The sequence below is a fragment of the Plantibacter sp. H53 genome (assembly GCF_001650455.1).
Lineage (GTDB): Bacteria > Actinomycetota > Actinomycetes > Actinomycetales > Microbacteriaceae > Plantibacter > Plantibacter flavus_A.
On the sequence record NZ_LWCT01000013.1, the window covers coordinates 93,570 to 115,603 of the forward strand.

22 protein-coding genes are annotated in these 22,034 nt (G+C 69.4%); 14 read left to right on the forward strand and 8 right to left on the reverse strand.

Annotated elements, in window-relative coordinates:
* Positions 1 to 77: 77 nt before the first annotated feature.
* The 5 genes from mtrA to hpf all read left to right on the forward strand — a co-directional run bounded on the left by mtrA (position 78) and on the right by hpf (position 5,768).
* A complete protein-coding gene (mtrA, locus tag A4X17_RS08495; protein ID WP_064295232.1) occupies positions 78 to 761 on the forward strand; it encodes an MtrAB system response regulator MtrA in 684 nt (227 codons plus the stop codon).
* A gap of 6 nt (positions 762 to 767) precedes the next feature.
* The gene (gene mtrB, locus A4X17_RS08500) at positions 768 to 2,459 is read left to right on the forward strand and encodes an MtrAB system histidine kinase MtrB (protein WP_064295233.1); all 1,692 of its coding nucleotides are present in this window, start codon (positions 768 to 770) and stop codon (positions 2,457 to 2,459) included.
* A complete protein-coding gene (locus A4X17_RS08505; RefSeq protein ID WP_157583403.1) occupies positions 2,452 to 4,185 on the forward strand; it encodes an LpqB family beta-propeller domain-containing protein in 1,734 nt (577 codons plus the stop codon). Before mtrB ends, A4X17_RS08505 begins: the two co-directional genes overlap by 8 nt.
* 275 nt (positions 4,186 to 4,460) lie before the next feature.
* Positions 4,461 to 4,982 (forward strand): ComF family protein, encoded by a 522-nt coding sequence (locus A4X17_RS08510; protein ID WP_197479042.1) that lies wholly within the window; start codon positions 4,461 to 4,463, stop codon positions 4,980 to 4,982.
* A 141-nt stretch (positions 4,983 to 5,123) separates the two neighbouring features.
* On the forward strand, positions 5,124 to 5,768 hold the full coding sequence (gene hpf / locus A4X17_RS08515; RefSeq protein ID WP_064295235.1) for a ribosome hibernation-promoting factor, HPF/YfiA family: 645 nt from the start codon (positions 5,124 to 5,126) through the stop codon (positions 5,766 to 5,768).
* Here the strand turns inward: hpf and A4X17_RS08520 are convergent.
* Entirely contained in the window at positions 5,743 to 6,363 is a 621-nt protein-coding gene (locus A4X17_RS08520; RefSeq protein ID WP_064295236.1) for a PadR family transcriptional regulator, read from the reverse strand. The genes hpf and A4X17_RS08520 overlap by 26 nt on opposite strands.
* Before the next feature lie 227 nt (positions 6,364 to 6,590).
* Here A4X17_RS08520 and secA point away from each other — a divergent pair, with 227 nt between their 5' ends.
* On the forward strand, positions 6,591 to 9,419 hold the full coding sequence (gene secA / locus A4X17_RS08525) for a preprotein translocase subunit SecA (protein WP_064295237.1): 2,829 nt from the start codon (positions 6,591 to 6,593) through the stop codon (positions 9,417 to 9,419).
* A 95-nt stretch (positions 9,420 to 9,514) separates the two neighbouring features.
* Here the strand turns inward: secA and A4X17_RS08530 are convergent, their stop codons facing one another.
* The gene (locus tag A4X17_RS08530) at positions 9,515 to 10,015 is read right to left on the reverse strand and encodes an Rv3235 family protein (protein WP_175484438.1); all 501 of its coding nucleotides are present in this window, start codon (positions 10,013 to 10,015) and stop codon (positions 9,515 to 9,517) included.
* Positions 10,016 to 10,162: 147 nt separating this feature from the next.
* Between A4X17_RS08530 and A4X17_RS08535 the strand changes: the two genes are divergently transcribed.
* A complete protein-coding gene (locus A4X17_RS08535) occupies positions 10,163 to 10,753 on the forward strand; it encodes a hypothetical protein (protein WP_064295238.1) in 591 nt (196 codons plus the stop codon).
* Positions 10,754 to 10,786: 33 nt separating this feature from the next.
* On the opposite strand, the gene A4X17_RS08540 is transcribed toward A4X17_RS08535, so the two are convergent.
* The gene (locus A4X17_RS08540) at positions 10,787 to 11,083 is read right to left on the reverse strand and encodes a helix-turn-helix domain-containing protein (protein WP_064295239.1); all 297 of its coding nucleotides are present in this window, start codon (positions 11,081 to 11,083) and stop codon (positions 10,787 to 10,789) included.
* A gap of 189 nt (positions 11,084 to 11,272) precedes the next feature.
* Between A4X17_RS08540 and A4X17_RS08545 the strand changes: the two genes are divergently transcribed.
* The 4 genes from A4X17_RS08545 to A4X17_RS08560 all read left to right on the forward strand — a co-directional run bounded on the left by A4X17_RS08545 (position 11,273) and on the right by A4X17_RS08560 (position 15,378).
* Complete coding sequence (locus A4X17_RS08545) at positions 11,273 to 11,929, forward strand: hypothetical protein (protein ID WP_064295240.1); 657 nt, start codon at positions 11,273 to 11,275, stop codon at positions 11,927 to 11,929.
* Complete coding sequence (locus tag A4X17_RS08550) at positions 11,929 to 13,194, forward strand: P-loop NTPase (protein WP_064295241.1); 1,266 nt, start codon at positions 11,929 to 11,931, stop codon at positions 13,192 to 13,194. Before A4X17_RS08545 ends, A4X17_RS08550 begins: the two co-directional genes overlap by 1 nt.
* A 208-nt stretch (positions 13,195 to 13,402) precedes the next feature.
* Positions 13,403 to 13,738 (forward strand): Lsr2 family protein, encoded by a 336-nt coding sequence (locus A4X17_RS08555; protein ID WP_064295242.1) that lies wholly within the window; start codon positions 13,403 to 13,405, stop codon positions 13,736 to 13,738.
* A gap of 140 nt (positions 13,739 to 13,878) precedes the next feature.
* A complete protein-coding gene (locus A4X17_RS08560) occupies positions 13,879 to 15,378 on the forward strand; it encodes a sensor histidine kinase (protein WP_064295243.1) in 1,500 nt (499 codons plus the stop codon).
* 77 nt (positions 15,379 to 15,455) lie between these two features.
* Here A4X17_RS08560 and A4X17_RS08565 read toward each other — a convergent pair whose 3' ends face one another.
* Entirely contained in the window at positions 15,456 to 15,704 is a 249-nt protein-coding gene (locus A4X17_RS08565; protein WP_056012627.1) for a WhiB family transcriptional regulator, read from the reverse strand.
* A gap of 193 nt (positions 15,705 to 15,897) precedes the next feature.
* Here A4X17_RS08565 and A4X17_RS08570 point away from each other — a divergent pair, with 193 nt between their 5' ends.
* A complete protein-coding gene (locus A4X17_RS08570; RefSeq protein WP_064295244.1) occupies positions 15,898 to 16,323 on the forward strand; it encodes a hypothetical protein in 426 nt (141 codons plus the stop codon).
* A gap of 10 nt (positions 16,324 to 16,333) precedes the next feature.
* Here A4X17_RS08570 and bcp read toward each other — a convergent pair whose 3' ends face one another.
* From bcp to aroA, 3 genes are read right to left on the reverse strand one after another with little or no spacing between them, the layout of a single operon-like run.
* Positions 16,334 to 16,813 carry a thioredoxin-dependent thiol peroxidase gene (gene bcp, locus A4X17_RS08575; protein ID WP_064295245.1) on the reverse strand — a complete coding sequence of 160 codons (480 nt, stop codon included), beginning with the start codon at positions 16,811 to 16,813 and terminating at the stop codon, positions 16,334 to 16,336.
* Positions 16,814 to 16,826: 13 nt separating this feature from the next.
* Complete coding sequence (gene rsgA, locus A4X17_RS08580; protein ID WP_064295360.1) at positions 16,827 to 17,888, reverse strand: ribosome small subunit-dependent GTPase A; 1,062 nt, start codon at positions 17,886 to 17,888, stop codon at positions 16,827 to 16,829.
* 4 nt (positions 17,889 to 17,892) lie between these two features.
* Entirely contained in the window at positions 17,893 to 19,242 is a 1,350-nt protein-coding gene (gene aroA, locus A4X17_RS08585) for a 3-phosphoshikimate 1-carboxyvinyltransferase (protein ID WP_064295246.1), read from the reverse strand.
* Positions 19,243 to 19,285: 43 nt separating this feature from the next.
* Here aroA and A4X17_RS08590 point away from each other — a divergent pair, with 43 nt between their 5' ends.
* Both A4X17_RS08590 and A4X17_RS08595 read left to right on the forward strand, forming a co-directional pair.
* The gene (locus A4X17_RS08590; RefSeq protein ID WP_079002798.1) at positions 19,286 to 19,975 is read left to right on the forward strand and encodes a sigma-70 family RNA polymerase sigma factor; all 690 of its coding nucleotides are present in this window, start codon (positions 19,286 to 19,288) and stop codon (positions 19,973 to 19,975) included.
* Positions 19,972 to 20,223, forward strand: a complete 252-nt coding sequence (locus A4X17_RS08595; protein ID WP_064295247.1) for a zf-HC2 domain-containing protein — start codon at positions 19,972 to 19,974, stop codon at positions 20,221 to 20,223. The genes A4X17_RS08590 and A4X17_RS08595 overlap by 4 nt, the downstream gene beginning before the upstream one ends.
* A gap of 16 nt (positions 20,224 to 20,239) precedes the next feature.
* On the opposite strand, the gene A4X17_RS08600 is transcribed toward A4X17_RS08595, so the two are convergent.
* A complete protein-coding gene (locus A4X17_RS08600; RefSeq protein ID WP_064295248.1) occupies positions 20,240 to 21,943 on the reverse strand; it encodes a sodium:proton antiporter in 1,704 nt (567 codons plus the stop codon).
* Positions 21,944 to 22,034 lie beyond the last annotated feature (91 nt).

Here is a 22,034-nt window from a genome sequence, read left to right on the forward strand (position 1 = left end):
ACTTCGACTACGCTGAGGCGAGACGTAAGGACACCGGTCAGGCAGCGCGGCCGGCCGGTCACACCCGAGACGGAGCTATGAACGCACGCATTCTCGTCGTCGACGACGACACCGCACTCGCCGAGATGATCGGCATCGTGCTGCGCACCGAGGGTTTCGAGCCGTCGTTCTGCGCGGACGGCGGCGGCGCGCTCCAGGCGTTCCGCGACACCAAGCCCGACCTCGTCCTCCTCGACCTCATGCTCCCGGGGATCGACGGGATCGAGGTGTGCCGCCTGATCCGTCAGGAGTCCGGCGTCCCGGTCATCATGCTGACCGCGAAGTCCGACACGGCGGACGTGGTGAAGGGGCTCGAGTCCGGCGCCGACGACTACATGGTGAAGCCGTTCAACCCGAAGGAGCTCGTCGCCCGGATCCGCACGCGGCTGCGCGCGCCGGCCGCCGACCTCGCGGAGACCCTCCGCATCGGCGACCTCACCGTTGACGTCGCGGGCCACGAGGTCCGTCGCGCCGACGGCGTCATCGGGCTCACGCCGCTGGAGTTCGACCTCCTCCTCGCACTGGCCAGCAAACCCCAGCAGGTCTTCACCCGCGAGATGCTGCTCGAACAGGTCTGGGGATACCACTACAAGGCCGACACCCGACTCGTGAACGTCCACGTGCAGCGGCTCCGCGCCAAGGTCGAGGAAGACCCCGACAACCCGAAGATCGTCATGACGGTGCGTGGCGTCGGATACCGCGCCGGCGCGGTCACCGGCTGATCCGACATGGCCTCCCGACTCGCCGGCTGGGCGGCCGACTGGCGGCTGTGGCGGAGGTGGCCGCAGCAGGTGCGCTCGCAGTGGCGGCGCTCGCTGCAGTTCCGGACGGTCGCCATCACGGTCGGCCTCTCGGGACTCGCCATCCTCCTGACCGGCGCATACCTCTCGTTCAGCATCGGCAACGACCTCTTCCAATCCCGGCTGCAGCAGGCGCTCGGCGGCTCCGGTCGCGCCATCGCGTCCGCGCAGAGCATCCTCGACGCGTCCGACGCCAGCGAGCGGGTCGCCCTGCAACAGCTCATGGGGACCGTGCGGACCGATCTCCAGACGACTTCCGGCAGCAGCCTCATCGCCGCCTACCGAGCACCGGGCCAGGACTTCAGTCAGGTCACACCCCCGGGCTTCGAGTCGCCGGGGCTCGGCGGCGGTGTCATCTCCGACGCGCTGACCGAGGCGGTCCGGGCCGACCCGGACACCCTCCAATGGCAGTCGGTCACCCTCACCGCGGCCGACGGCTCGTCGACAGCCGGCATCGTCGTGGGCTCGGAGGTCTCGATGCCGACCGCCGGCTCCTACGAGATCTACCTCGGCTACGACCTGAGCGAATCGGAGCAGACGCTCGGCTTCGTGCAACGGACCCTCTTCGTCGCGGGCGTCGGCCTCATGATCCTCGTCGGTGGTGCCGCGTGGTTCATCGTCCGCTTCGTCGCGACACCGATCCGGTCCGCCGCCGAGACGAGTCAACGTCTCGCCGGCGGTGACCTGGACGTGCGGATGCCCGAGAAGGGCGAGGACGAGCTCGCCATCCTCGCCCGCTCCTTCAACGGGATGGCCGCCAGCATGCAGAAGCAGATCAAGGAACTCGCGGAGCTCTCGCTCGTGCAGCAACGGTTCGTCTCGGACGTCTCGCACGAGCTGCGCACGCCCCTGACGACCATCCGCCTGGCCGGCGACGTGCTCTACGACCAGCGCGACTCCTTCCCACCGGCCACCGAGCGGACGGCCGAACTCCTCCACGACCAGGTCGGGCGGTTCGAGATCCTGCTGGCCGATCTGCTGGAGATCAGCCGCTACGACGCGGGCAGCATCGAACTCGAATTGGAACCGACGAGTCTCGTCCATCTCGCCGAAGAGGTCGTGGAGGAGCTCCGCCCGCTCGCGGAGCCCACCGGTTCGGACCTCCGGATCGTCGCACCGGGTGGCTACTCTGCGGTCCCGATGGACCCTCGGCGTATCCGACGGATCGTGCGCAACCTCGTCGGCAACGCCATCGAGCACGGCGAGGGCAAACCGATCGTGGTGTCGGTGGACAGCAACGAGTCCTCGGTCGCGATCGCGGTGCGCGACTACGGCCAGGGCATGACGCGCGAGGCGACCGAGCGCGTGTTCGACCGCTTCTGGCGCGCGGACCCGTCGCGCAAGCGCACCATCGGCGGGACCGGGCTCGGGCTCGCGATCTCCCTCGAGGACGCGGTCCTGCACGAGGGGTGGCTGGAGGTCTGGTCGGAGCCCGCCGCCGGCTCGTCCTTCCGCCTCACCATCCCACGCGAACCCGGGACGGAGATCGTCCGCTCGCCCATCAGCCTGCCGCCCGACGATGCGATCGAGTCCATCGTCGACGAGCTCACCGCGCCGACGACCCGCTCACTCCCGACCGTGCGTTCGACGGACGACGACAAGGAGGATGCTCGTGGTTGACCTCCCCGCACGATCGCCGAGACGACGGTCCGCAGTACGTCGGATCGCTGCGGCGGCGCTGCCGATGCTCCTCGTGGTGGTGCTCACCGCCTGCGTGGGCATCCCGCGGGGCGGTTCCGTGCAGGACGGCGGCACGGTCGAGGGGGACGGCGGCGACGTCGACGTCAACTTCATCGCGCCGGGCCCCGCCGAGGGGGCGACGCCGGAGCAGATCCTCCGGGGCTTCATCGACGCCGCCGCGAGCCCGCAGAACAACTACGAGATCGCGCGGGAGTTCCTCGCACCGGCGCTCCGGTCCGACTGGGATCCCGATGCCGGAGTGACCATCGACCAGGGCGGCCGCACGTTCGCCCCGGTCGCCGACACGGTGCAACTCACCGTCAGCCCCGTCGCGGCGGTCGACGATCGGGGTGAGTACCGCGAATCGGGGAACTCGTCGCCGCTGAGCTGGACCTACTCCTTCGAGCAGGTGCGGGGTGAGTGGCGGATCGCAGCCGCTCCGCCGGGCATCGTCCTCGAGTCCTCGACGTTCGCCGACGTCTTCGCGGCCTACTCCCTGAGCTACTTCGACCCGAGTTTCACCCGACTCGTCCCCGACCAGCGCTGGTTCCCCTCGCGGGCATCGACCGCGACGAGGATCGTCGGGGCGCTGCTCGACGGACCGGCGGAGTGGTTGAAGGGCGCGGTGGCGACGGCGTTCCCCGAGGGGACCTCGCTCACGAGCGACGCCGTTCCGGTCGAGGCCGGGACCGCGCGCGTGGACCTGACCAAACCGGCCCTGCAAGCGGACGCGGTCACCCTCCAGCGGATGCAGCTCCAGCTGACCAGCAGCCTGGTGCAGCTGTCGGGGAGCGTCGGCGGGGTCGCCGCCGTCTCCAACGTCGCGATCACCGTCGTGGGCAACTCCACGCAGACGGTCTCGCCGCTGTCGCTCGCCGCACCGCGGGTCGACCCCCGCGCGCTCGTCCAGCGCGGGGACGAGTTCGGATTCGCCTCTGGGAACCGGCTCGAGGCCGTGCCGGGGATATCGGCGGCGGTCGTGGCGGCCGGGGCCGACGCGGCCGTGTTGTCCGCCGACCATGACCAGGCCGCGGTCCGTTCCGCCGCCGGCGTCACGGTGATCCAGGCGGACGGCGACGTCCGGCTCGTCGACAACCGCCAGGGCCTCCTCCCGCCGACGATGGACCCGTTCGGCTTCACCTGGACGGTCCCGGCAGCGGCGCCGTCCGCACTGCTCGCGCACGACGCCGCGGGTGGCACGGTGCAGGTCGCGACGAGCTGGACCGGCGCGTCCACGATCGATTCGATCCAGGTGTCCCGGGAGGGAACGCGCCTCGTCGCGCTGCTCAGGGACGGGACGCAGTCGCGGCTCGTGGCCGCCGCGATCATCCGCGGTGACCGGAACGCGCCGTTGCGACTCGGCGACCCGGTGGAGCTCCGGGTGATGTCCACGGAGGCGACGACCGTCACCTGGGTCGACGACATCACGGTCGCCGTCCTGCTGGGCGGCGGTGACGGGACGACGATCGTCACGCAGCAGATCGGCGGCCGCTCCGCGCCCGTGCCCAAGCTGGCGGACGTCACGAACCTGGTCGGGGGCAACGGACCGACGCAACTGCGCGCCCTCACGAGTGACGGCCGGCTGCTGTTGCCCCGTGGATCGAGCTGGCAGGAGGCGGGCAGCGACGTCCGGTTCATCGCGACCCAGCTGGGGTCGCCGGACTGAGTGAGCGCGCTCCACAGCGCGTCCGAAGTCCCGGAGCCGTCTGCGTCTCGGACGATGCGCCACCGGACGCGCTGCGTGGGCGCGACCATCGGATGATGCGATCCTCGTCGAGTCGAAGTGCGCCCCTCGCTCATGTCCGCGAAGCCTGCCTGGACGCGTGGGCCCTGCTGGTCCCGGTCACGTGCGCCGGATGCGGTGCGCCGGACCGTGGGCTGTGCGACGACTGCCTCGGGCGGCTGGTCCGGCCGGCGGCCTCCGACGACGATGCCCACCTCGTGCGGTGGAGCGATGCGGGCGGTACCCCCGGTCTCGCCGCCCGTCGGTACGACGAGTTCGTCGGCGCCGTCCTCCTCGCCTACAAGGAGGACGCCCGGACCGGCCTCGTCCGTCCGCTGGCCGCCGCGCTCGAACCGGCGTTCCGGTCCGCCGTGCTCGAGGCGAGCCGGGCGATGGGCGGCGTCTCGCCGGAGATCGCGACGATCCCGGCCAGGCGATGCGCCGCCCGCGATCGGGGCTTCCATCCGGTGGAGCAGCTCGTGCGTCGGCTCGGCACCAGACCGTCGCGCCCGCTGCGGTGGGCGCGGCAGCCAGCCGACCAGCGGGACTTCGGTCGGGCTGAGCGTCTGGAGAACCTCGCCGGGGCACTCGTCGCGGCGCGGCGGCTCGACGGGCGCCGATTCCTCCTCGTGGAGGACGTCGTCACGACGGGGGCCACCGTCGGGGAGGCCGTTCGGGCGATGCGCGACGGTGGTGGTCTCGTGGTCGGTGTCGTGGCCCTCGCCAGGGTCGGACCGTGAACGGACGGCGGGTCACGAGGCCGGAAGATGAACGTTCCCTGAACACCGCTGATGACTTCCGCAGGCTCGGGCACTACGGTGGCAGAACGGCGTGAAAGGACCGCCCGGGACCGGGTGGTCAGCCGGATGAGGAGGTCGAACGTGGATATCAACATCGTCGGACTTGGACTCGGCATCACCGATCGGTTCCGCGAGTACGCGACCGAGAAGGCGGAGAAGGTCGCCCATCTGGTCGAGCAGGCGCAGTCGCTCGACATCAAGGTGTCCCGCCATCACGACGCCAACGGGCGCAAGGGCGAGGACCGTGTCGAGCTGACGCTCGTCGGCCCCGGACCGTTGGTTCGTGCGGAGTCGACCGGCTCCGACAAGTACGTGGCCTTCGATCTCGCGATCGCGCGGATGCTCGAGCGCGTCCGCCGCTCGAAGGACCGCAAGAAGGAGCACCGTGGCAAGCACCGCACGTCGCTGCACGCCGCCAGCAGCGAGGGGTTCAGCGGCGTCGACATCACGCCTGCTGCGCCGGAGCTGCTCGAGCAGGTCGCGACCGGCAGCGTCGCGACGCTGACCCACGAGGACGAGGAGCAGGAGGCGTACTCTCCCGTCGTCATCCGCACGAAGGAGTTCCCCGCGGAGTGGATGAGCGTCGAGGACGCCGTCGACCGCATGGAACTCGTCGGCCACGACTTCTTCCTGTTCATCGACGCCTCGTCGGAGCGGGCGAGCGTCGTCTACCGCCGCAAGGGCTGGGACTACGGCGTGATCAGCCTCGAGGACGGCTCGAACTAGCGTCCTGCACCCCGACCGACGCGGTCGCCCGGTTCGCCGGGCGGCCGCGTCGTGGCATGTCGGTGCCGACCTCGAAGACGGCGTCGTGCACGCGCAGGCGTGCCGAGGTCGCCTCGAGCCAGTCGAGCTCGGCCAGGGAGCGTCGCCGTCTGGCTTCGAGCCCGATCCACGCGATGTCACCCTGCGGCGTCGGGGGGAGCGCCGAGAGGTCCTCGTCGAGCTGCTGCACGAGATCGAGTGCCCACGCGCGTTGGACGGCGATCACCCCGAACACGTCGACGCCCTCGAGTGACGCCGCGAGGGCGACCTTGTTCGGGAGCTCGTCGCGCGAGGCGCTCGCCGTGACGGGTGTCGCCCACCAGCGTTCGAGCACGTCGCGCCCGTCGGCGGTGATGCGGTAGAAGACATGCCCCTGTGCGTCCACGGCGGCGCGCTCGACGAGCCCGTCCCGCTCGAGACGATCGAGGGTCGCATAGGCCTGGCCGACGTTGAGCGGTGTGTCGGGCGTCGTCCGCCGGTCGAACTCGCCACGCAGACGGTACCCGTAGTCGTCACCGAGCGCGAGGATCGCGAGCAGACCGTGCTTGACCGACATCGAACCTCCATGAATTACCTACGCGGTAGGGTGTCGCCAGCCTAGTGAGCCGTCCGTCCCGCACTGCGGCGGCGCTCCGTCGACATCCGTCCGCCCCTCGATACACAGCGTCCACTCAAGGGACTCCCCGCTAACATGTTCAGAGGACTGCCCCGTTCTGGTGCACCCCGTCCGTCCCGGTCAGTCGACCAGGACGGAGATCAGGAACACGTAATGGAGAGCAATTCGTGGCCTCACCACTTGAGAAGATCCTTCGCGTCGGCGAAGGTCGCATCCTCCGGAAGCTGACCAGCCTCACGAAGGCGGTCAATGCCCTCGAGGACGACTTCACGGAGTTGAGCGACGAGGAGCTGAAGAGCGAGACCGTCGAGCTGCGCGAGCGCTTCGAGAACGGCGAGACCCTCGACGACCTCCTCCCCGAGGCCTTCGCCGCGGTGCGCGAAGCTGCACGCCGCACGATCGGCATGCGCCACTTCGACGTCCAGATCATGGGTGGGGCCGCGCTCCACCTCGGCAACATCGCCGAGATGAAGACCGGTGAGGGCAAGACGCTCGTCGCGACCCTTCCGGCCTACCTCAACGCCATCGCCGGCAAAGGCGTGCACATCGTCACGGTGAACGACTACCTCGCGTCGTACCAGTCGGAGATCATGGGGCGCGTCTTCCGTGCGCTCGGCATGACGACCGGTGTGATCGTCGAGGGGCAGACGCCGGAGCAGCGTCGCGAGCAGTACGCGGCCGACATCACCTACGGCACGAACAACCAGTTCGGTTTCGACTACCTCCGCGACAACATGGCGTGGCAGGCCAAGGACATGGTCCAGCGCGGTCACTTCTTCGCCGTCGTCGACGAGGTCGACTCCATCCTCATCGACGAGGCACGGACCCCGCTCATCATCTCCGGGAAGGCCTCCGGTGAGGCGAACCGCTGGTTCCAGGAGTTCGCCCGGCTCGCGGTACGACTCGAGCCCGGTGAGGACTTCGAGGTCGACGAGAAGAAGCGCACCGTCGGCGTGCTCGAGCCCGGCATCGAGAAGGTCGAGGACTACCTCGGCATCGACAACCTCTACGAGTCCGCCAACACCCCGCTCATCTCCTTCCTGAACAACGCGATCAAGGCCCGCGCGCTCTTCAAGAAGGACAAGGACTACGTCGTGATGAACGGCGAGGTGCTCATCGTCGACGAGCACACCGGTCGCATCCTGGTCGGACGTCGCTACAACGAGGGCATCCACCAGGCGATCGAGGCCAAGGAGGGCGTCGCCGTCCAGGCCGAGAACCAGACCCTCGCCACCGTGACGCTCCAGAACTACTTCCGTCTCTACGAGAAGCTGTCCGGCATGACCGGTACGGCCGAGACCGAGGCGGCGGAGTTCATGTCGACGTACAAGCTCGGCGTCGTCCCGATCCCGACCAACCGCCCCATGCAGCGCATCGACCAGTCGGACCTCGTGTACAAGAACGAGGAGGCGAAGTTCGCACAGGTCGTCGAGGACATCGTCGAGCGCCACGAGCAGGGCCAGCCGGTCCTCGTGGGCACCACGAGCGTCGAGAAGAGCGAGTACCTGTCGCGGCTCCTCGCCAAGAAGGGCGTCAAGCACGAGGTCCTCAACGCGAAGAACCACGCGCGTGAAGCCGCGATCATCGCCCAGGCCGGTCGACTCGGCTCGGTCACCGTCGCCACCAACATGGCCGGTCGTGGAACCGACATCATGCTCGGCGGCAACGCCGAGTTCCTCGCTGTCGCGGAGATGAACGCCAAGGGCCTCAGCCCGATCGACACCCCCGAGGAGTACGAGGCCGCGTGGGACGAGGTCTTCACCGAGGTGAAGGCCGCAGTCAAGGAGGAGGCCGACAAGGTCATCGACGCCGGTGGACTCTACGTCCTCGGTACCGAACGCCACGAGTCGCGCCGCATCGACAACCAGCTGCGCGGTCGCTCCGGTCGTCAGGGAGACCCGGGCGAGAGCCGGTTCTACCTGTCCCTCACCGACGACCTCATGCGCCTCTTCAACGCCGGAGCCGCGGAGAGCCTCATGGGGCGCCAGAACGTGCCCGACGATCTCGCGATCGAGTCGAAGATCGTGAGCCGCGCGATCCGCAGTGCCCAGTCGCAAGTCGAGGCGCGGAACGCGGAGATCCGCAAGAACGTGCTCAAGTACGACGACGTCCTCAACCGGCAGCGTGAGGCGATCTACTCCGACCGCCGCCACATCCTCGAGGGAGACGACCTCCACGATCGTGCGCAGCAGTTCCTGGAGAGCGTCGTCGACGACGTCCTCGACGAGCACACCGGCGAGGGTAACGGCGACGACTGGGACTTCGACGCACTCTGGGCAGAACTGAAGACGCTCTACCCCGTCGGCCTGACAATCGACGAGGTCGTCCAGGAGGCCGGGACGAAGGGGCGGATCAACCGCGACTTCATGCGCCGCGAGATCCTCTCCGACGCCAAACTCGCCTACACCAACCGCGAGGAGTCGCTCGGTGCCCCGGCGATGCGCGAGCTCGAGCGCCGCGTCGTCCTCCAGGTGATCGACCGCCGCTGGCGCGACCACCTGTACGAGATGGACTACCTGAAGGACGGCATCGGTCTCCGGGCCATGGCGCAGCGCGATCCGCTGGTCGAGTACCAGCGCGAGGGCTACGCGATGTTCCAGCAGATGATGGGCCAGATCCGTGAGGAGAGCGTCGGCTTCCTGTTCAACCTCGAGGTCGAGGTCGCCGGCGAGGTCGATGCCGGCACCGCCGCACCGGCGATCACGGCCAAGGGCCTCACGCAGGAGACCCCAGACACCGAGAAGCTCAGCTACTCCGCACCGACCGAGCAGGGCGGGGTCGAGGTCCGCAATCAGCGCGGGCAGATCGAGAAGGCGGCCACCGAACGCGCACAGCGCCTCCAGCAGACGAACCGTCCCGCCGGCGACGCGGCTCCCGCGACGAAGGCGGCCCCGGCCGCGAAGGCGTCGCGCGGGGCCTTCGGTCAGCAGTCAGAAGCCCCTGCGGCTGCTCCGAGCAACCGTTCGGACCGTCGCAAGCAGGGCAAGAAGAAGTAGGCCCACGCCGGCACGAAACGGGGGCCCTCCGGACCATGGCGACATCGGTTCGGAGGGCTCCCGTCTGTCGGGTGCGGGCGGACGTGCCGCGGCGGTCAGAGCACGCTCACCGAGGTCGCCCTCCAGCGGCCGTCCAAGCCCTCCAGTCGGATGGCCACGGCTCGGGACCGGGCTCGTCCGTGGACGACGACCACGGACTCCACGACGCCGTCGCGTGGCTCGGAGACGGTCACGGTGCCGATCGAGACGACCGGGACGGTGCCCGGGACGCCGCGGACGCGTCGTGCCCGTTCGGCGAGGATCACGCGCTTCAGTAGGACGGTGTGCACGTCGGCGGTGATCCAGCGCGCGAGCTGCGTGAGGTCGCGGGCTCCGGCGATCACCTCGATCACGCTCCGAGTCAGGTTCTCGAGCAGTGGTCGCGGATCGGGGAGCTCGGCTCGGGGCGCCGGTTGGGGCGCGAAGTAGTCGTCCGCACCGGTCCGGGCGGCCGCCCGTACCTCTCGCGTGCGTCGCTCGGGGAGCGGAGGCGCGGGCCGGAGGCGAGCCGTGCGTGCTTCGGGCTCGTCGTCGTCGTGCCGGGCAGCGGTGCTCATGGGGCCTCCGAGGGGTGCGCGGGCGCCACGAGTCGGGCGACCGGAATCTGAAATGTCACACTCATCATGTCAGGTACCCCGCGTCCAGGACCAGGGGTCTGTGGAGAACGCCGGACGAGGCCGCTCTCGGCGCACTACCGTCGGCGTATGCGTTGGGACAGCCTGTTCGACGATCTCGCCGGTCAGCTCGACGACGAGCTCGCCGTCGACGACGACGCCGTCCGCATCGAGGCCGAGCGGCTCCGGCGTGGGCGTCTCACCCTCCGTGAGCGGCTGGTCGCCCTCTGCGGCGATGCCGGCGCACCGGGACCGCTCGTCGTCGAACTCGTCGACGGGACGACCTGGCGGCTGCGGGTCCGGAGCATCGGGAAGGACTGGTTGCAGGCCGATTCCGGCAGCCCGGGCGGCCGGGAGGTCGTCGTCCCGTTCGATGCGATCGCGGCAGTCGCCATGACGCAGACCCAGGTCGATTGGAGTCTCGACGACGTCGCGGTCCGCGAACCGCGACTGCTCGACCGCCTGACCGTCTCATTCCTGCTCCGTGATCTGTGCCGGCGCCGTGCTGCGGTGGTCGTGCGGACCCGGGCGGGCAGCTGGACGGGCACGATCGACCGGGTGGGCCGCGATCATCTCGATCTGGCCGTCCACGAGCCGGGGTCGCCGCGCCGGAGCCGGAGCGTCGAACAGATCCGCGTCGTCGTGCTCTCGGAGGTCGTCATCGTCGAGCGTGCTGCCTGAGGCGTTTCGGCGGGCGCCCGCCGGGGCCGGGGCTCAGCCGAGGGGAGGCACGGGCCGGAGCATCGGTGCGCCGGAGAACTCGGCGAGTTCGGTGAGCTGGGCCTGATGCCAGAGGCCTGCACGACGTGCCTCCTCGTACTGACCGCTGATGAAGGCTTCGAGTGCCGGGAACTCGATGCGCCACGGTCCGCTGCGCCCGATCCGGATGGCGGGCAGCTCACCGCTCGAGATGAGCTCGGCCACGTGCTGGGCCGAGACGTTCAAGACCTCGGCCGTGTCGGCGACGGTGAGGAAGCGACCGAGCGGGGCCGCATCGCGCTGCGATTCCATTCCTCGATTATCCTCTCGCGCGAGCATCGTCCGTCGGGCTGTGGATAACTTCGGCGCGATGTCCGGAGCCCGGGCAGCATGGGGCCGGAAGCGGCGCGCGGGGTGCCCATGAAGGAGGAGACGGTGCGGGGAAGCGAGCGGGGACACGGATCGGAAGGCGGAGGGGCGCGAAGCGACGGCGACGAGCGGATGAGCGACCGTCTCGCCGGACTGCGTCATGGTGTCGGCGGACGGCCGGTGTCCCGGTCGCGCATCTGGGTGGACCCACGCTTCCTCGTGGGCCTCATGCTGGTGGTCGCGTCGATCCTGGGGGTGTGGTGGCTCGTCACGACCTCGAGTCGGACGACCCCGGTGTATGCGGCCTCCGAGACGCTGACGCCCGGAACGCGGCTCGACCGCTCCTCACTCCAGGTGATCGACGCACGTCTGGGATCGGTCGAAAGCGGGTACCTCGGAGCCGGAGCGGCGCCGCCGGCGGGAATCGTCGTCACGCGGACGATCGCGGCGGGGGAGCTCGTACCGCTCGACGCGCTCGGCGAGGCGAGCGCCGTCGGCGTGACCACGCTCGTCGTCGAACCGGCCGGCCGGCTCGGCGCCGACGTCGTGCCGGGGACCGTCGTCGACCTCTGGGCGACCGCGCCGGAAAGCGACGGGTACGGAGTGCCGGAGGTGCTGGTCTCGGCCGCGACGGTCGTCCGGGTCGGCGAGGACGAAGGGCTCCTGTCCGGCCGCGGCTCGGTCGCGCTCGAGCTCGCGGTCCCACGCTCGGCCGTCGCGACGGTCCTCTCGGCGACGGCTGCAGCGCACCTGCTGTCCGTGGTCCCCACCGAGCCCGGCGAACGCTGATGCTGCGTGTCGGACTCGCCCTCGATCCGCGGGTCGAGGGCGAGATCCTCGCGACGATGCTCGACCTCGGACACCGCGTCGCCTGGCGCTGTCACGACGGCGCCGAACTCGACGAGCGCATCGGTGCCGGGACGCCCGTCGACGTGCTGCTCGTGTCACCCGGGGTCGACCGCCTGAGCGCCGAACTCATCGACCTCGCGGACCGCGTGGGTACGAGGGTCGTGGCGCTCGCGTCCGGTGAGTCCGAGCGTCGCCATGCGGCGGGGCTGGGCCTGGTCGACATCGTCCTCCTGCCGGTCGATCCCGAGGAGCTGGATCGGGCCATCGCGCCGCTCGACCTCGGCGGTGACGGCCCTCGTCCGGTCGCCCAGGCCGCCGGGCGGGTCATCGCGGTGTGGGGCGCGGCCGGGTCGCCCGGCACGACCACCGTCGCCGCGGGCATCGCCAGTGAACTCGCCGCGCGCGGACGCCGGGTCGTCCTCATCGACGCGGACACCTACGGGTCATCGGTCGCGGCCATGCTCGGCCTCCTCGACGAGGCACCCGGGTTCGCCGCGGCCTGCCGGCTGGCCGGAAGTGGAGCGCTCGACGTCGAGCAGCTCGAGCGGATCGCGGTCGTCCATCCGTCGCCGTCCGGGGCGTTCCGGGTCCTGACCGGCATCTCCCGTGCGGCGCGCTGGACGGAACTGTCGACGGAGCGCGTCGCGACGACCATCGAACGGTGCCGGGCGTGGATGGACGACATCGTGATCGACACGGCATTCTGCCTGGAGGCGGACGAGGAGATCTCGAGCGACCTGTTCGCGCCCAGACGGAACGGGGCGGCGTTCGCCGTCCTCGGGGCCGCAGACCGGGTGGTGGAGGTCGGCGCGGCCGACCCGGTCGGGGTCACGAGGCTGCTCCGCGGGCACGCGGAACTCGTCGAACTCGTCGACCCGTCGCGCATCTCGGTGGTCGTGAACCGGCTGCGTGGCGTCGCGCTCGGTACCGGTCCGGCCGGCCAGCTGGCGTCCACGCTCTCGCGCTTCGGCGGGATCGAAGCGGCCGCGCTCCTGCCGGAGGACCAGCGGGTGGTGGACGCTGCGGTGATCGCGGGGAGGAGCTTGCGCGACCAGGCCCCGCGAGGGGCGCTTCCGGTCGCGCTGCGGCGGTTCGTGTCCACCGTCCTCGACCAACAGTCGACGCCGGTGCGGGACCGCTCGCGGCGCTCGGCGGGTGGAGTGCGTGGGCGTCGTGCGCGGAGTCGGTCACGCCGCGCGGAATAGTCTCGACGGAGTCACTCAATACAATTGGGTGATCAACCGAATACGCATTTGCACGCCGATATATGCATCTGCATTCTCCTCCGATGCATCGCTATCCGTTGGGTGATGAATTACTCCGATATCGTGTCGGTATTCAGATTCGCTTGGTGGTGTTCGATATGATCGGATAACCGTCGGACTCACCACGGATATCTTCAGGAGGACCCCCATGGCTCAGAAAGTCATCACCACATACATCGACGATCTCGACGGCAGCGAACTCGCTTCCGGATCAGGAGAGACCGTCCGGTTCGCGATCGACGGAACCGAATACGAGATCGATCTCGGTGCGGACAACGCGAAGAACCTCCGCGAGTCGCTGAAGCCTTACATCGGAGCCGGACGCCCGGTCAAGCGTGGGCGCCGCACCTCGAGCACCAGCACCCGCAACAGCGCCGAGAACCTCGCCGCGATCCGCGAGTGGGCCGCGAAGAACGGGCACGCCGTGTCGTCGCGCGGACGCATCCCCCAGGCGGTCCAGGACGCCTATCGCGCGGCCAACTGACGCATCACGTCCGATCGACGGCGCTCAGCGGCCCCAGGCGGGCCGCTGAGCGCCGTCGTCGTTCCGTGCCTGCCCGACAAGAGGTCGTCCGGGGACGCCCGGCGCACTCGGTGCCGGTCGGCCGAGCCTAGACTGGCATCGTGTCGACGCTCAGTGATCTCGTTCTCGCCCAGGGCCGCTCCAGTGCGGCCGACGTGGAGTGGCTGCACATGCTGCTCGCGGACAGCCAACTCCTCGCGGATCTGGCGTTCGCCGATATCGTCATCTGGGTGCCGACCGATTCCGGCAGTTTCATCGCGGTCGCGCATTCGCGTCCGTCGAGTGCCGCGACACTCTTCTATCGCGACTTCGTCGGTCAATCCATCAAGCAGGAATGGCGCAAGCAGGTCACCGACTGTTTCGAGAGTGGACGGATCATCGAGTCGTCCGCACCGGACTGGTACGAGGAGACCCCGACCAGGGTTCGTGCCGTGCCCGTCGCCCGGCGGATATCGCCGACCGAGACGACCAATGCCGATGGACCCATCGCGGTCATCACCCGTCACACCAATCTCGGTGAGGCTCGTACGCCGAGCCGCCAGGAACTCACCTTCAACGACTGCGCGAGCGACCTGTTCGAGATGATCGCGGTGGGTGACTTCCCCGATCTCGGAGCGCCGACCGGACCACGCCGAGGCGCGCCGCGCGCGAGCGACGGCCTGATCCGTCTCGATGTCGACGGTACCGTCACCTTCGCCAGCCCCAACGCGCTCTCGGCCTTCAACCGGATCGGATTCGCCGAGGAACTCGAGGGCGAGTCGCTCGCGGACGTCACGACCCATCTGCTCTCCGGGACGGGGACCGTCACCGTCGACGAGTCCCTGCCACTCGTCGTCACCGGTCGGGCGCCGTGGCGGACCGACATCGAGGACAAGGGCGTGACGGTCTCCCTCCGGGCGATCCCGTTGCGGAGCCGCGGCGAGCGGGTCGGCGCGATCGTGCTCTGCCGTGACGTCAGCGAACTGCGTCACCAGGAGCAGGAACTCATCACCAAGGACGCGACGATCCGCGAGATCCACCACCGGGTGAAGAACAACCTCCAGACGGTCGCGTCGCTCCTGCGGATCCAGGCCAGGCGGACGCACTCGGAGGACGCCCACGACGCCCTCACGCAGGCCATGCGGCGCGTGGCCGCCATCGCGGTCGTGCACGACACGCTGTCCGAGGGGCTCAATCAGAACGTCGATTTCGACGAGGTCTTCGAGCGCGTGCTCCTGCTCATCGCCGAAGTGGCGAGCTCCCACAACACCACGGTCCGCCCGAAGTCCTCCGGCTCGTTCGGCGTGCTCCCGAGCGAGTACGCGACGCCACTCGCCCTCGCGCTCACCGAACTCGTCACCAACGCGGTGGAGCACGGCTTGAACGGCCGCGACGGCGACGTGGAGATCACGGCCGACCGCACGGACGAGCTGCTGAGCGTGCAGGTCCGCGACAACGGCGTGGGGCTCCCGGAGGGGAAGGTCGGGTCCGGTCTCGGCACCCAGATCGTGCGGACGCTCATCCAGGGGGAACTGGGCGGGACGATCGACTGGCACACGCTCATGGGGAGCGGCACCGAGGTCACGATCGCGATCCCGATGCGCTGGGTCGCCAAGGGCTGAGGTGCTGGTCCGTCGCGAACGGCCGCGGGCATGCGAGAACCCCGGGGCCGTTCGGCACCCGGGGTTCTCGTCCGCGACTAGGAGGCGCGGCGGGCGCGGGCCGCGCGACGCTTGAGAGCGCGACGCTCGTCCTCGCTGAGGCCGCCCCACACGCCGGAATCCTGGCCGGTCTCGAGCGCGTACTGGAGGCACAGCTCCGTGACACTGCAGGTGGCGCACACGGCCTTCGCCTTGTCGATCTGATCGACCGCCGGACCGGTGTTCCCGACCGGGAAGAACAATTCCGGGTCGACGGTCAGGCAGGCAGCTTTATCGCGCCAATCCATAGGGGAGCTCCTTTTATTGCATGGTGAGATTTCTTCAACCGAGTGAGGGGTATCGGGAAGCGAAAGCCGAAATGCGAGGGGGATGATCGTCCGGGATTCGGGATCTGTCCACACCCTCGTGGACCTCATGTCGGCCTCAAACATGGTTTCATATCGGTAAGAGCAAATCAATAGCCAAGTTTGGGTGAACCCTGTGAGTACCGATCGAAACGCCACCTCCGCTCCGAACCCGGAGGAGCGTCGTCATCCGGCGGTGCTGGCCTTCATCGTCCTGCTCGTCGCCGAGGCGTTGCTCATGATCGGGCTCTCGGCCTGGTTCCTCTTCGAGCTGGTCGCGGCGACGCCGGCCTCGTTCACGAGCGCACTGGCGATCTTCGTGATCCTGCTCATCGCCACGACGTTCGTCACGGCGCTCGCCCTCGGCGCGATCCGCGGACGGAGCTGGATCCGCGGGGGAGCGGTCACCTGGCAGCTCGTGCAGATCGCCGTCGCCGTCGGCGCGTTCCAGGGGGTCTTCGCGCAACCCGCGATCGGGTGGTTCTTGCTGCTGCCGTCGCTGGCCGTCCTCGGGCTCCTGTTCACGCCGGCGGTCGCCGCCGTGACCCGACGCGAGATCTGAACGCGACGCGTCAGGCGTCGAGGCCGAGGGCCTTGCGGAGGCTCTTCACGTGGCCGGTGGCCTTGACGTTGTACCGGGCGAGGGTGAGGGTGCCCGTCTCGTCGATGACGAACGTCGAGCGGAGGACTCCCGTGACGATGCGTCCGTAGGAGTTCTTCTCGCCGTAGGCTCCGTACGCCTGATGGACCGTCAACTCCGGGTCGCTGAGGAGCGGGAACGTGAGCCCGTCCTCCTCCTGGAAGGCCTTGAGCTTCTCGACGGAGTCCTTCGAGACACCGAGCACCACGTACCCGGCTCCGCCGAGCGATGCGAGGTTGTCGCGGAAGTCGCACGCCTGGGTGGTGCAGCCGGGCGTCATGGCGGCGGGGTAGAAGTAGAGGATCACCCGTCGTCCGGCGAAGTCCGACAGGGACACGCTGGTGCCGTCCTGGTCGGTGAGGGTGAACGCGGGGGCCGGGTCGCCGGCAGAGAGACGGAGGGGTTCAGGCATACCCCAAGCCTAGTCAGGAGTACTGGTCTGCTTTGATCGTCGCGAAGGTCCCCAGCAGCCGCTGGAGCGAGTCGAGGCGTGCCGGGCCGTTCTCCCCGAGCCGCCCCTCTGCGACGGCCTCGATGATCGCGCAGTCGGGGGCGTCGGGCAGATGGGTGCAGCCGCGTGGGCACTCGAGCGCGATCTCCGCGAGGTCGGTGAACGACTTCAGGATGTTGGCGGTGTCGACGTGTCCGAGACCGAACGAGCGGACGCCCGGGGTGTCGATGACCCATCCGGATCCTCCGGGCGCCTCGATGCGCAACGAGACGGTCGACGAGGAGGTGTGACGGCCACGTCCGGTGACGACGTTCACATGCCCCGTGGCGCGCTCCGCGGTGGGGACGAGGGCGTTGACGAGGGTGGACTTGCCGACGCCCGAGTGGCCCACGAAGACCGTGTCGTGACCGATGAGGGCCTCGGTGATCTCTGCGAGAGGGACGTCGTCCTCCCGGCTGCGGAACACCCGCAGGCCGAGCCCGGCGAAGTTCGCGAGGAACTCGTCGGGGTCCTGGAGGTCCGTCTTCGTGATGCAGAGGATCGGGGTGATGCCCGCGTCGTAGGCGGCGACGAGGTAGCGATCGACGAGGCGGGCCCGTGGTTCGGGGTTCGCAGCGGCGACGACGATGAGCATCTGGTCGGCGTTGGCGACGACGACGCGCTCCATGGCGTCGGTGTCGTCGCCGCTGCGGCGGAGCAGCGTCGTGCGCGGCACGATCCGTACGATGCGCGACAGCGTGCCCTCGGCGCCCGAGGTGTCGCCGACGACGTCAACCCGGTCGCCGGTCACGATGGCCTGCTTGCGGAGTTCACGAGCGCGAGTCGACGTCAGGACGCGCTCCTCGGGCGTGCCTTCGTCGAGGAGCACGGTGTAGCGACCGCGGTCGACCGCGAGGACGCGGGCGGTCAGTGCATCGAGGTGCTCGGGCCGCGTCTTCGTCCGTGGGCGGTTCGCCTTCGGGTTCGGCCGCATCCTGATGCTCGACTCGTCGAGTTCCGGTTCGTCGTCGTCGACGCCGTCGTCCCACCAGCTCATCGGTTCAGCCCCCGACCATCGCATGCCACAGTTCGGTGAACTGCGGCAGCGTCTTCGCGGTCGTGGCGACGTTCTCGATGGTGACCCCGGGCACGACGAGACCGAGGATCGCTCCCGTGGTCGCCATGCGGTGGTCGTGGTAGCTCGACCACTCGCCGCCGTGGAGCGGGCGCGGCTCGATGCGGAGACCGTCCGGGAGCTCCGTGACGGCGCCACCCAGCTTGTTGATCTCCGTCGCGAGGGCCGCGAGGCGGTCGGTCTCGTGGTGACGGATGTGCCCGATGCCCGTGATGGTCGACGGCCCGTCGGCGAGTGCCGCGAGTGCGGTGAGGGCGGGCGCGAGCTCACCGCCGGTGGTCAGGTCGAGGTCGACCGCGGTGATCCGCTCGCCGCCGGTGACGGTGAGGCGGTCGCCGTCCAGGGTGACCGTCGCACCGAAGCGGGGCAGGAGGTCCGCCAGGTCGGCACCGACCTGGGTGGTGGAGGTGGGCCACCCGCGGAGCGTGACGCTTCCGCCGGTGACGAGCGCCGCGGCGAGGAACGGTGCAGCGTTGGAGAGGTCGGGCTCGAGGTCGACGTCGAGCGCGGCGATCGTGCCGGGGGCGACGACCCACTCACCGACGGCGGGCTGTTCCACGGTGACCCCTCTGGCCGCGAGGGCCGCGATGGTCATCTCGATGTGCGGCAGGCTCGGCAGACGCTCGCCCTCGTGGACGAGGTGGAGCCCCTGCTCGAAGCGTGCTGCGGCCAGCAGGAGACCTGACACGAACTGGCTCGACGACGACGCGTCGATGGTGAGCTTGCCACCCGCGACCGTGCCCGTGCCGTGCACCGTGAAGGGGAGCGCCTTCCGGCCGTCGTCGCTGATGTCGACGCCGAGCGCCTGGAGCGAGCCGATCATGGTGGCCATCGGCCGGTTCCTGGCCGAGGGGTCGGCGTCGAACACGGTCGGCCCGAGGGCGAGGGCGGCCAGCGGCGGGACGAACCGCATGACGGTGCCGGCGAGCCCGCACTCGACGGTCGTGCTGCCGAACAGCTCGCCCGGCGTGACGAGCCAGTCCTTACCGAAGGCGCCCGAGGCCGGTCGCTCGACGATGGTGGTCCCGAGTGCGCGCAGCGCCTCGACCATGTTGGTGCTGTCCATCGAGTGGAGCGGGGCGCGCAGGAGGGAGGGCCCGTCGGCCAGAGCGGCCAGGACGAGCTCGCGGTTCGTGAGCGACTTCGAGCCCGGAAGCGAGACGGTCGCATCGACCGGACCGCCCGCGACGGGCGCCGGCCAGGCTGCGTCGTCGTGCTCGGGTTCGGCATCGCCGTACACGTCGAAATCTGGTGCGGAATACGGATTGGTCAACATTGGTTCCAACAGTAGTCGGGGTCGAGAGCAGAAGGAGGAGCGGATGTCCACAGCGGTACTGGAACGACCGGTGACGGAGGCCGATCACGGCCGTCTGGCGCTGGCCGTAGACTGGCCGGTGATGACCTCCGTCGACCCAGAAGCCCTTCCGGCCGAGCCGGACCCCCGATCACTGTTCGAAGCACAGGCACTGCCGTTCATCGATCAGTTGTACGGCGCTGCCATGCGCATGACGAAGAACCCGTCGGACGCTCAGGACCTCGTCCAGGAGACGTTCGTGAAGGCCTTCGCCGCGTTCGCGCAGTTCGAACAGGGCACCAACCTCAAGGCGTGGCTCTACCGCATCCTCACGAACACGTACATCAACACGTATCGGAAGAAGCAGCGCGAGCCGTACCAGGGCACCATCGACGACCTCGAGGACTGGCAGTTGGGCGGTGCCGAGTCGATCAGCGCCACCTCCAGCCGATCCGCCGAGGCCGAAGCGATCGATCACCTGCCGGACAGCGACGTGAAGAACGCGTTGCAGGCCATCCCGGAGGACTTCCGCCTCGCGGTGTACCTCGCCGACGTGGAGGGCTTCGCCTACCAGGAGATCGCCGACATCATGAAAACGCCCATCGGGACCGTGATGAGTCGTCTGCACCGTGGCCGACGACTCCTCCGCGACCTGTTGGCCGACTACGCCTCGTCCCGGGGGTTCACCGTGACGAAGCAGGGGAGCAAGAAATGAGCGACTGCGGCTGCGACAAGGCCAAGCGAGACCTGGAGGAGTACCTCCGTCACGAGGTGTGCAAGACGGAGGCCGCCGACATCCGCGAGCACCTCGCGAACTGCCCGGAGTGTCAGAACGAGGCGCTCGTCGCCCAGACCCTCACCGAGGCCGTGCAGCGGGCGTGCAAGGAGACGGCACCCGAAGACCTGAAGAACCAGGTCCTCGCGTCGCTCCGGGCCACCCAGGCCACCCACGAGAGCGCCTGACGGCCGACCGACGGCATCAGCCGGCACCGTCGAGGCGTGACTCCTCGACGTCCAGCATCCGCTGCGCCTTCGCCAGCACCTCTGAGGAGTAGCTGCCGGTCGCCCGCGCATCGAGGAGCGCGTCGCGTTCGGCGTCGAGCACCCGGCGTCGCAGTTGTCGGAACTGCTCGTGCGGGCCCACGCCGGCGTCGGTGCGTTCCGCCGCCGACTCGACGCGGATGAGGCTGCTCGTACGCACCCGGTCGACGACCGCGGTGTCGAACGGCTCGCCACCGTCCGTGCGCAGCTGCGGGTCGTCGAGGGCGGCCACACCGACGGTCGAGATCTCCTCGACGAGACCGGCCAGTTCCGCCATCGCGGCCTGCTCGTCCGTCCCGCCGACCCGGGACAGGCGGATGACGAGCGGGAGGGAACCGCCCTGGAGCAGGAGGGTGACGATCGCGACCGTGAACGCGATGAGGACCAGCTCCGCCCGATACGGGGTTTCGAGCGGCAACGACTGCGCGGCGGCGATCGTGACGACCCCACGCATACCCGCCCAGGCGAGCACCGCGCCGCCGCGCCACCCGAGTCCCTCGCGTTGCAGGAAGTCCAGGTCGGCGCTCCGCCGGGCGATCGACCTCGAGAAGGCGGCCTTGCGCTTGGCTGAGCGCGCGTTCTCCGTCGGATGCTCCTCGAGACGTGCTGAGACCTCCGCCAGCCTCGGGCGCCGGGCGAGGGCCTCCCGTTCGTCGCGTCGCAACGACCAGACGAGGACGCCGACGAACACGATGCGGACGACGATGAGGGTGCTGGCGGTCAGCAACCCCAGGCCGATCGACGACCAGATGCCGAGGTCGTCCTGTTCCACCTGCGAGACGATGGCCTCGAGCTCGAGGCCCATGAGCAGGAACACCCCGTTCTCGAGGAGGAACTGCGTCGTCCGCCAGTTGATGCGCTCGCTGATGCGGTCCTGAGCGGTGAAGTACTTCGCGCTCTGATGCCCGGTGTAGAGTCCGGCGACGACGACCGACAGGACGCCCGAAGCGTGGAAGTGCTCGGCGGGCAGATACGCGATGAACGGCACGGCGAAGGAGATGACCGTCGTGAGGACCGGGTCGCCGAGGCGGGACCGGATCCGGACCGTGATGAACCCGACGACGATCCCGATCGCGATCGCGAGCGCCACGGCATAGGCGAAGTCGCCCAGGACACCCCACAGCGAGACCGTGCCGGCGGTCGCGGCGATGGCGGAGCGCAGGAGGACCAGGGCCGAGGCGTCGTTCACGAGGCTCTCGCCCTCGAGGACGCTCACGAGTCGTGACGGCATGCCCAGCCGCTTACCGATGGAGGTCGCGGCGACCGCGTCGGTCGGACTGACGACGGCACCGAGGGCGATGCCGGCGGCCAGGCTCAGGTCGGGGAGGATCGTCGACAGGATCCAGCCGATGAGGACCGACGACACCACGACGAGGACGACCGAGAGTCCGGAGATCGCTTTGAGATTGCGGCGGAAGTCGACCAGGGGAACGTTGACCGCGGCGGAATAGAGGAGCGGCGGCAGCACGCCGGCGAGGATCCACTCCGGCTTGACCTCGACGTCCGGCACGAACGGCAGATAGCTGAGGGCGAGCCCGACCAGGACGAGGATGAGCGGGGCTGCCACGCGCAGCTTGTTCGCGAAGCGGGCCACCGCGACGATGGTCACCACCGCGACGACGGCGAGGAATGCGAAGTCCATGGCGTCAGCCTATTGGCGGCGGCTCACCGCCCACGCACGGATCACTGTCGCCGTGCTGACCACCCGCGCCCAGACGACGACGCAGACGACG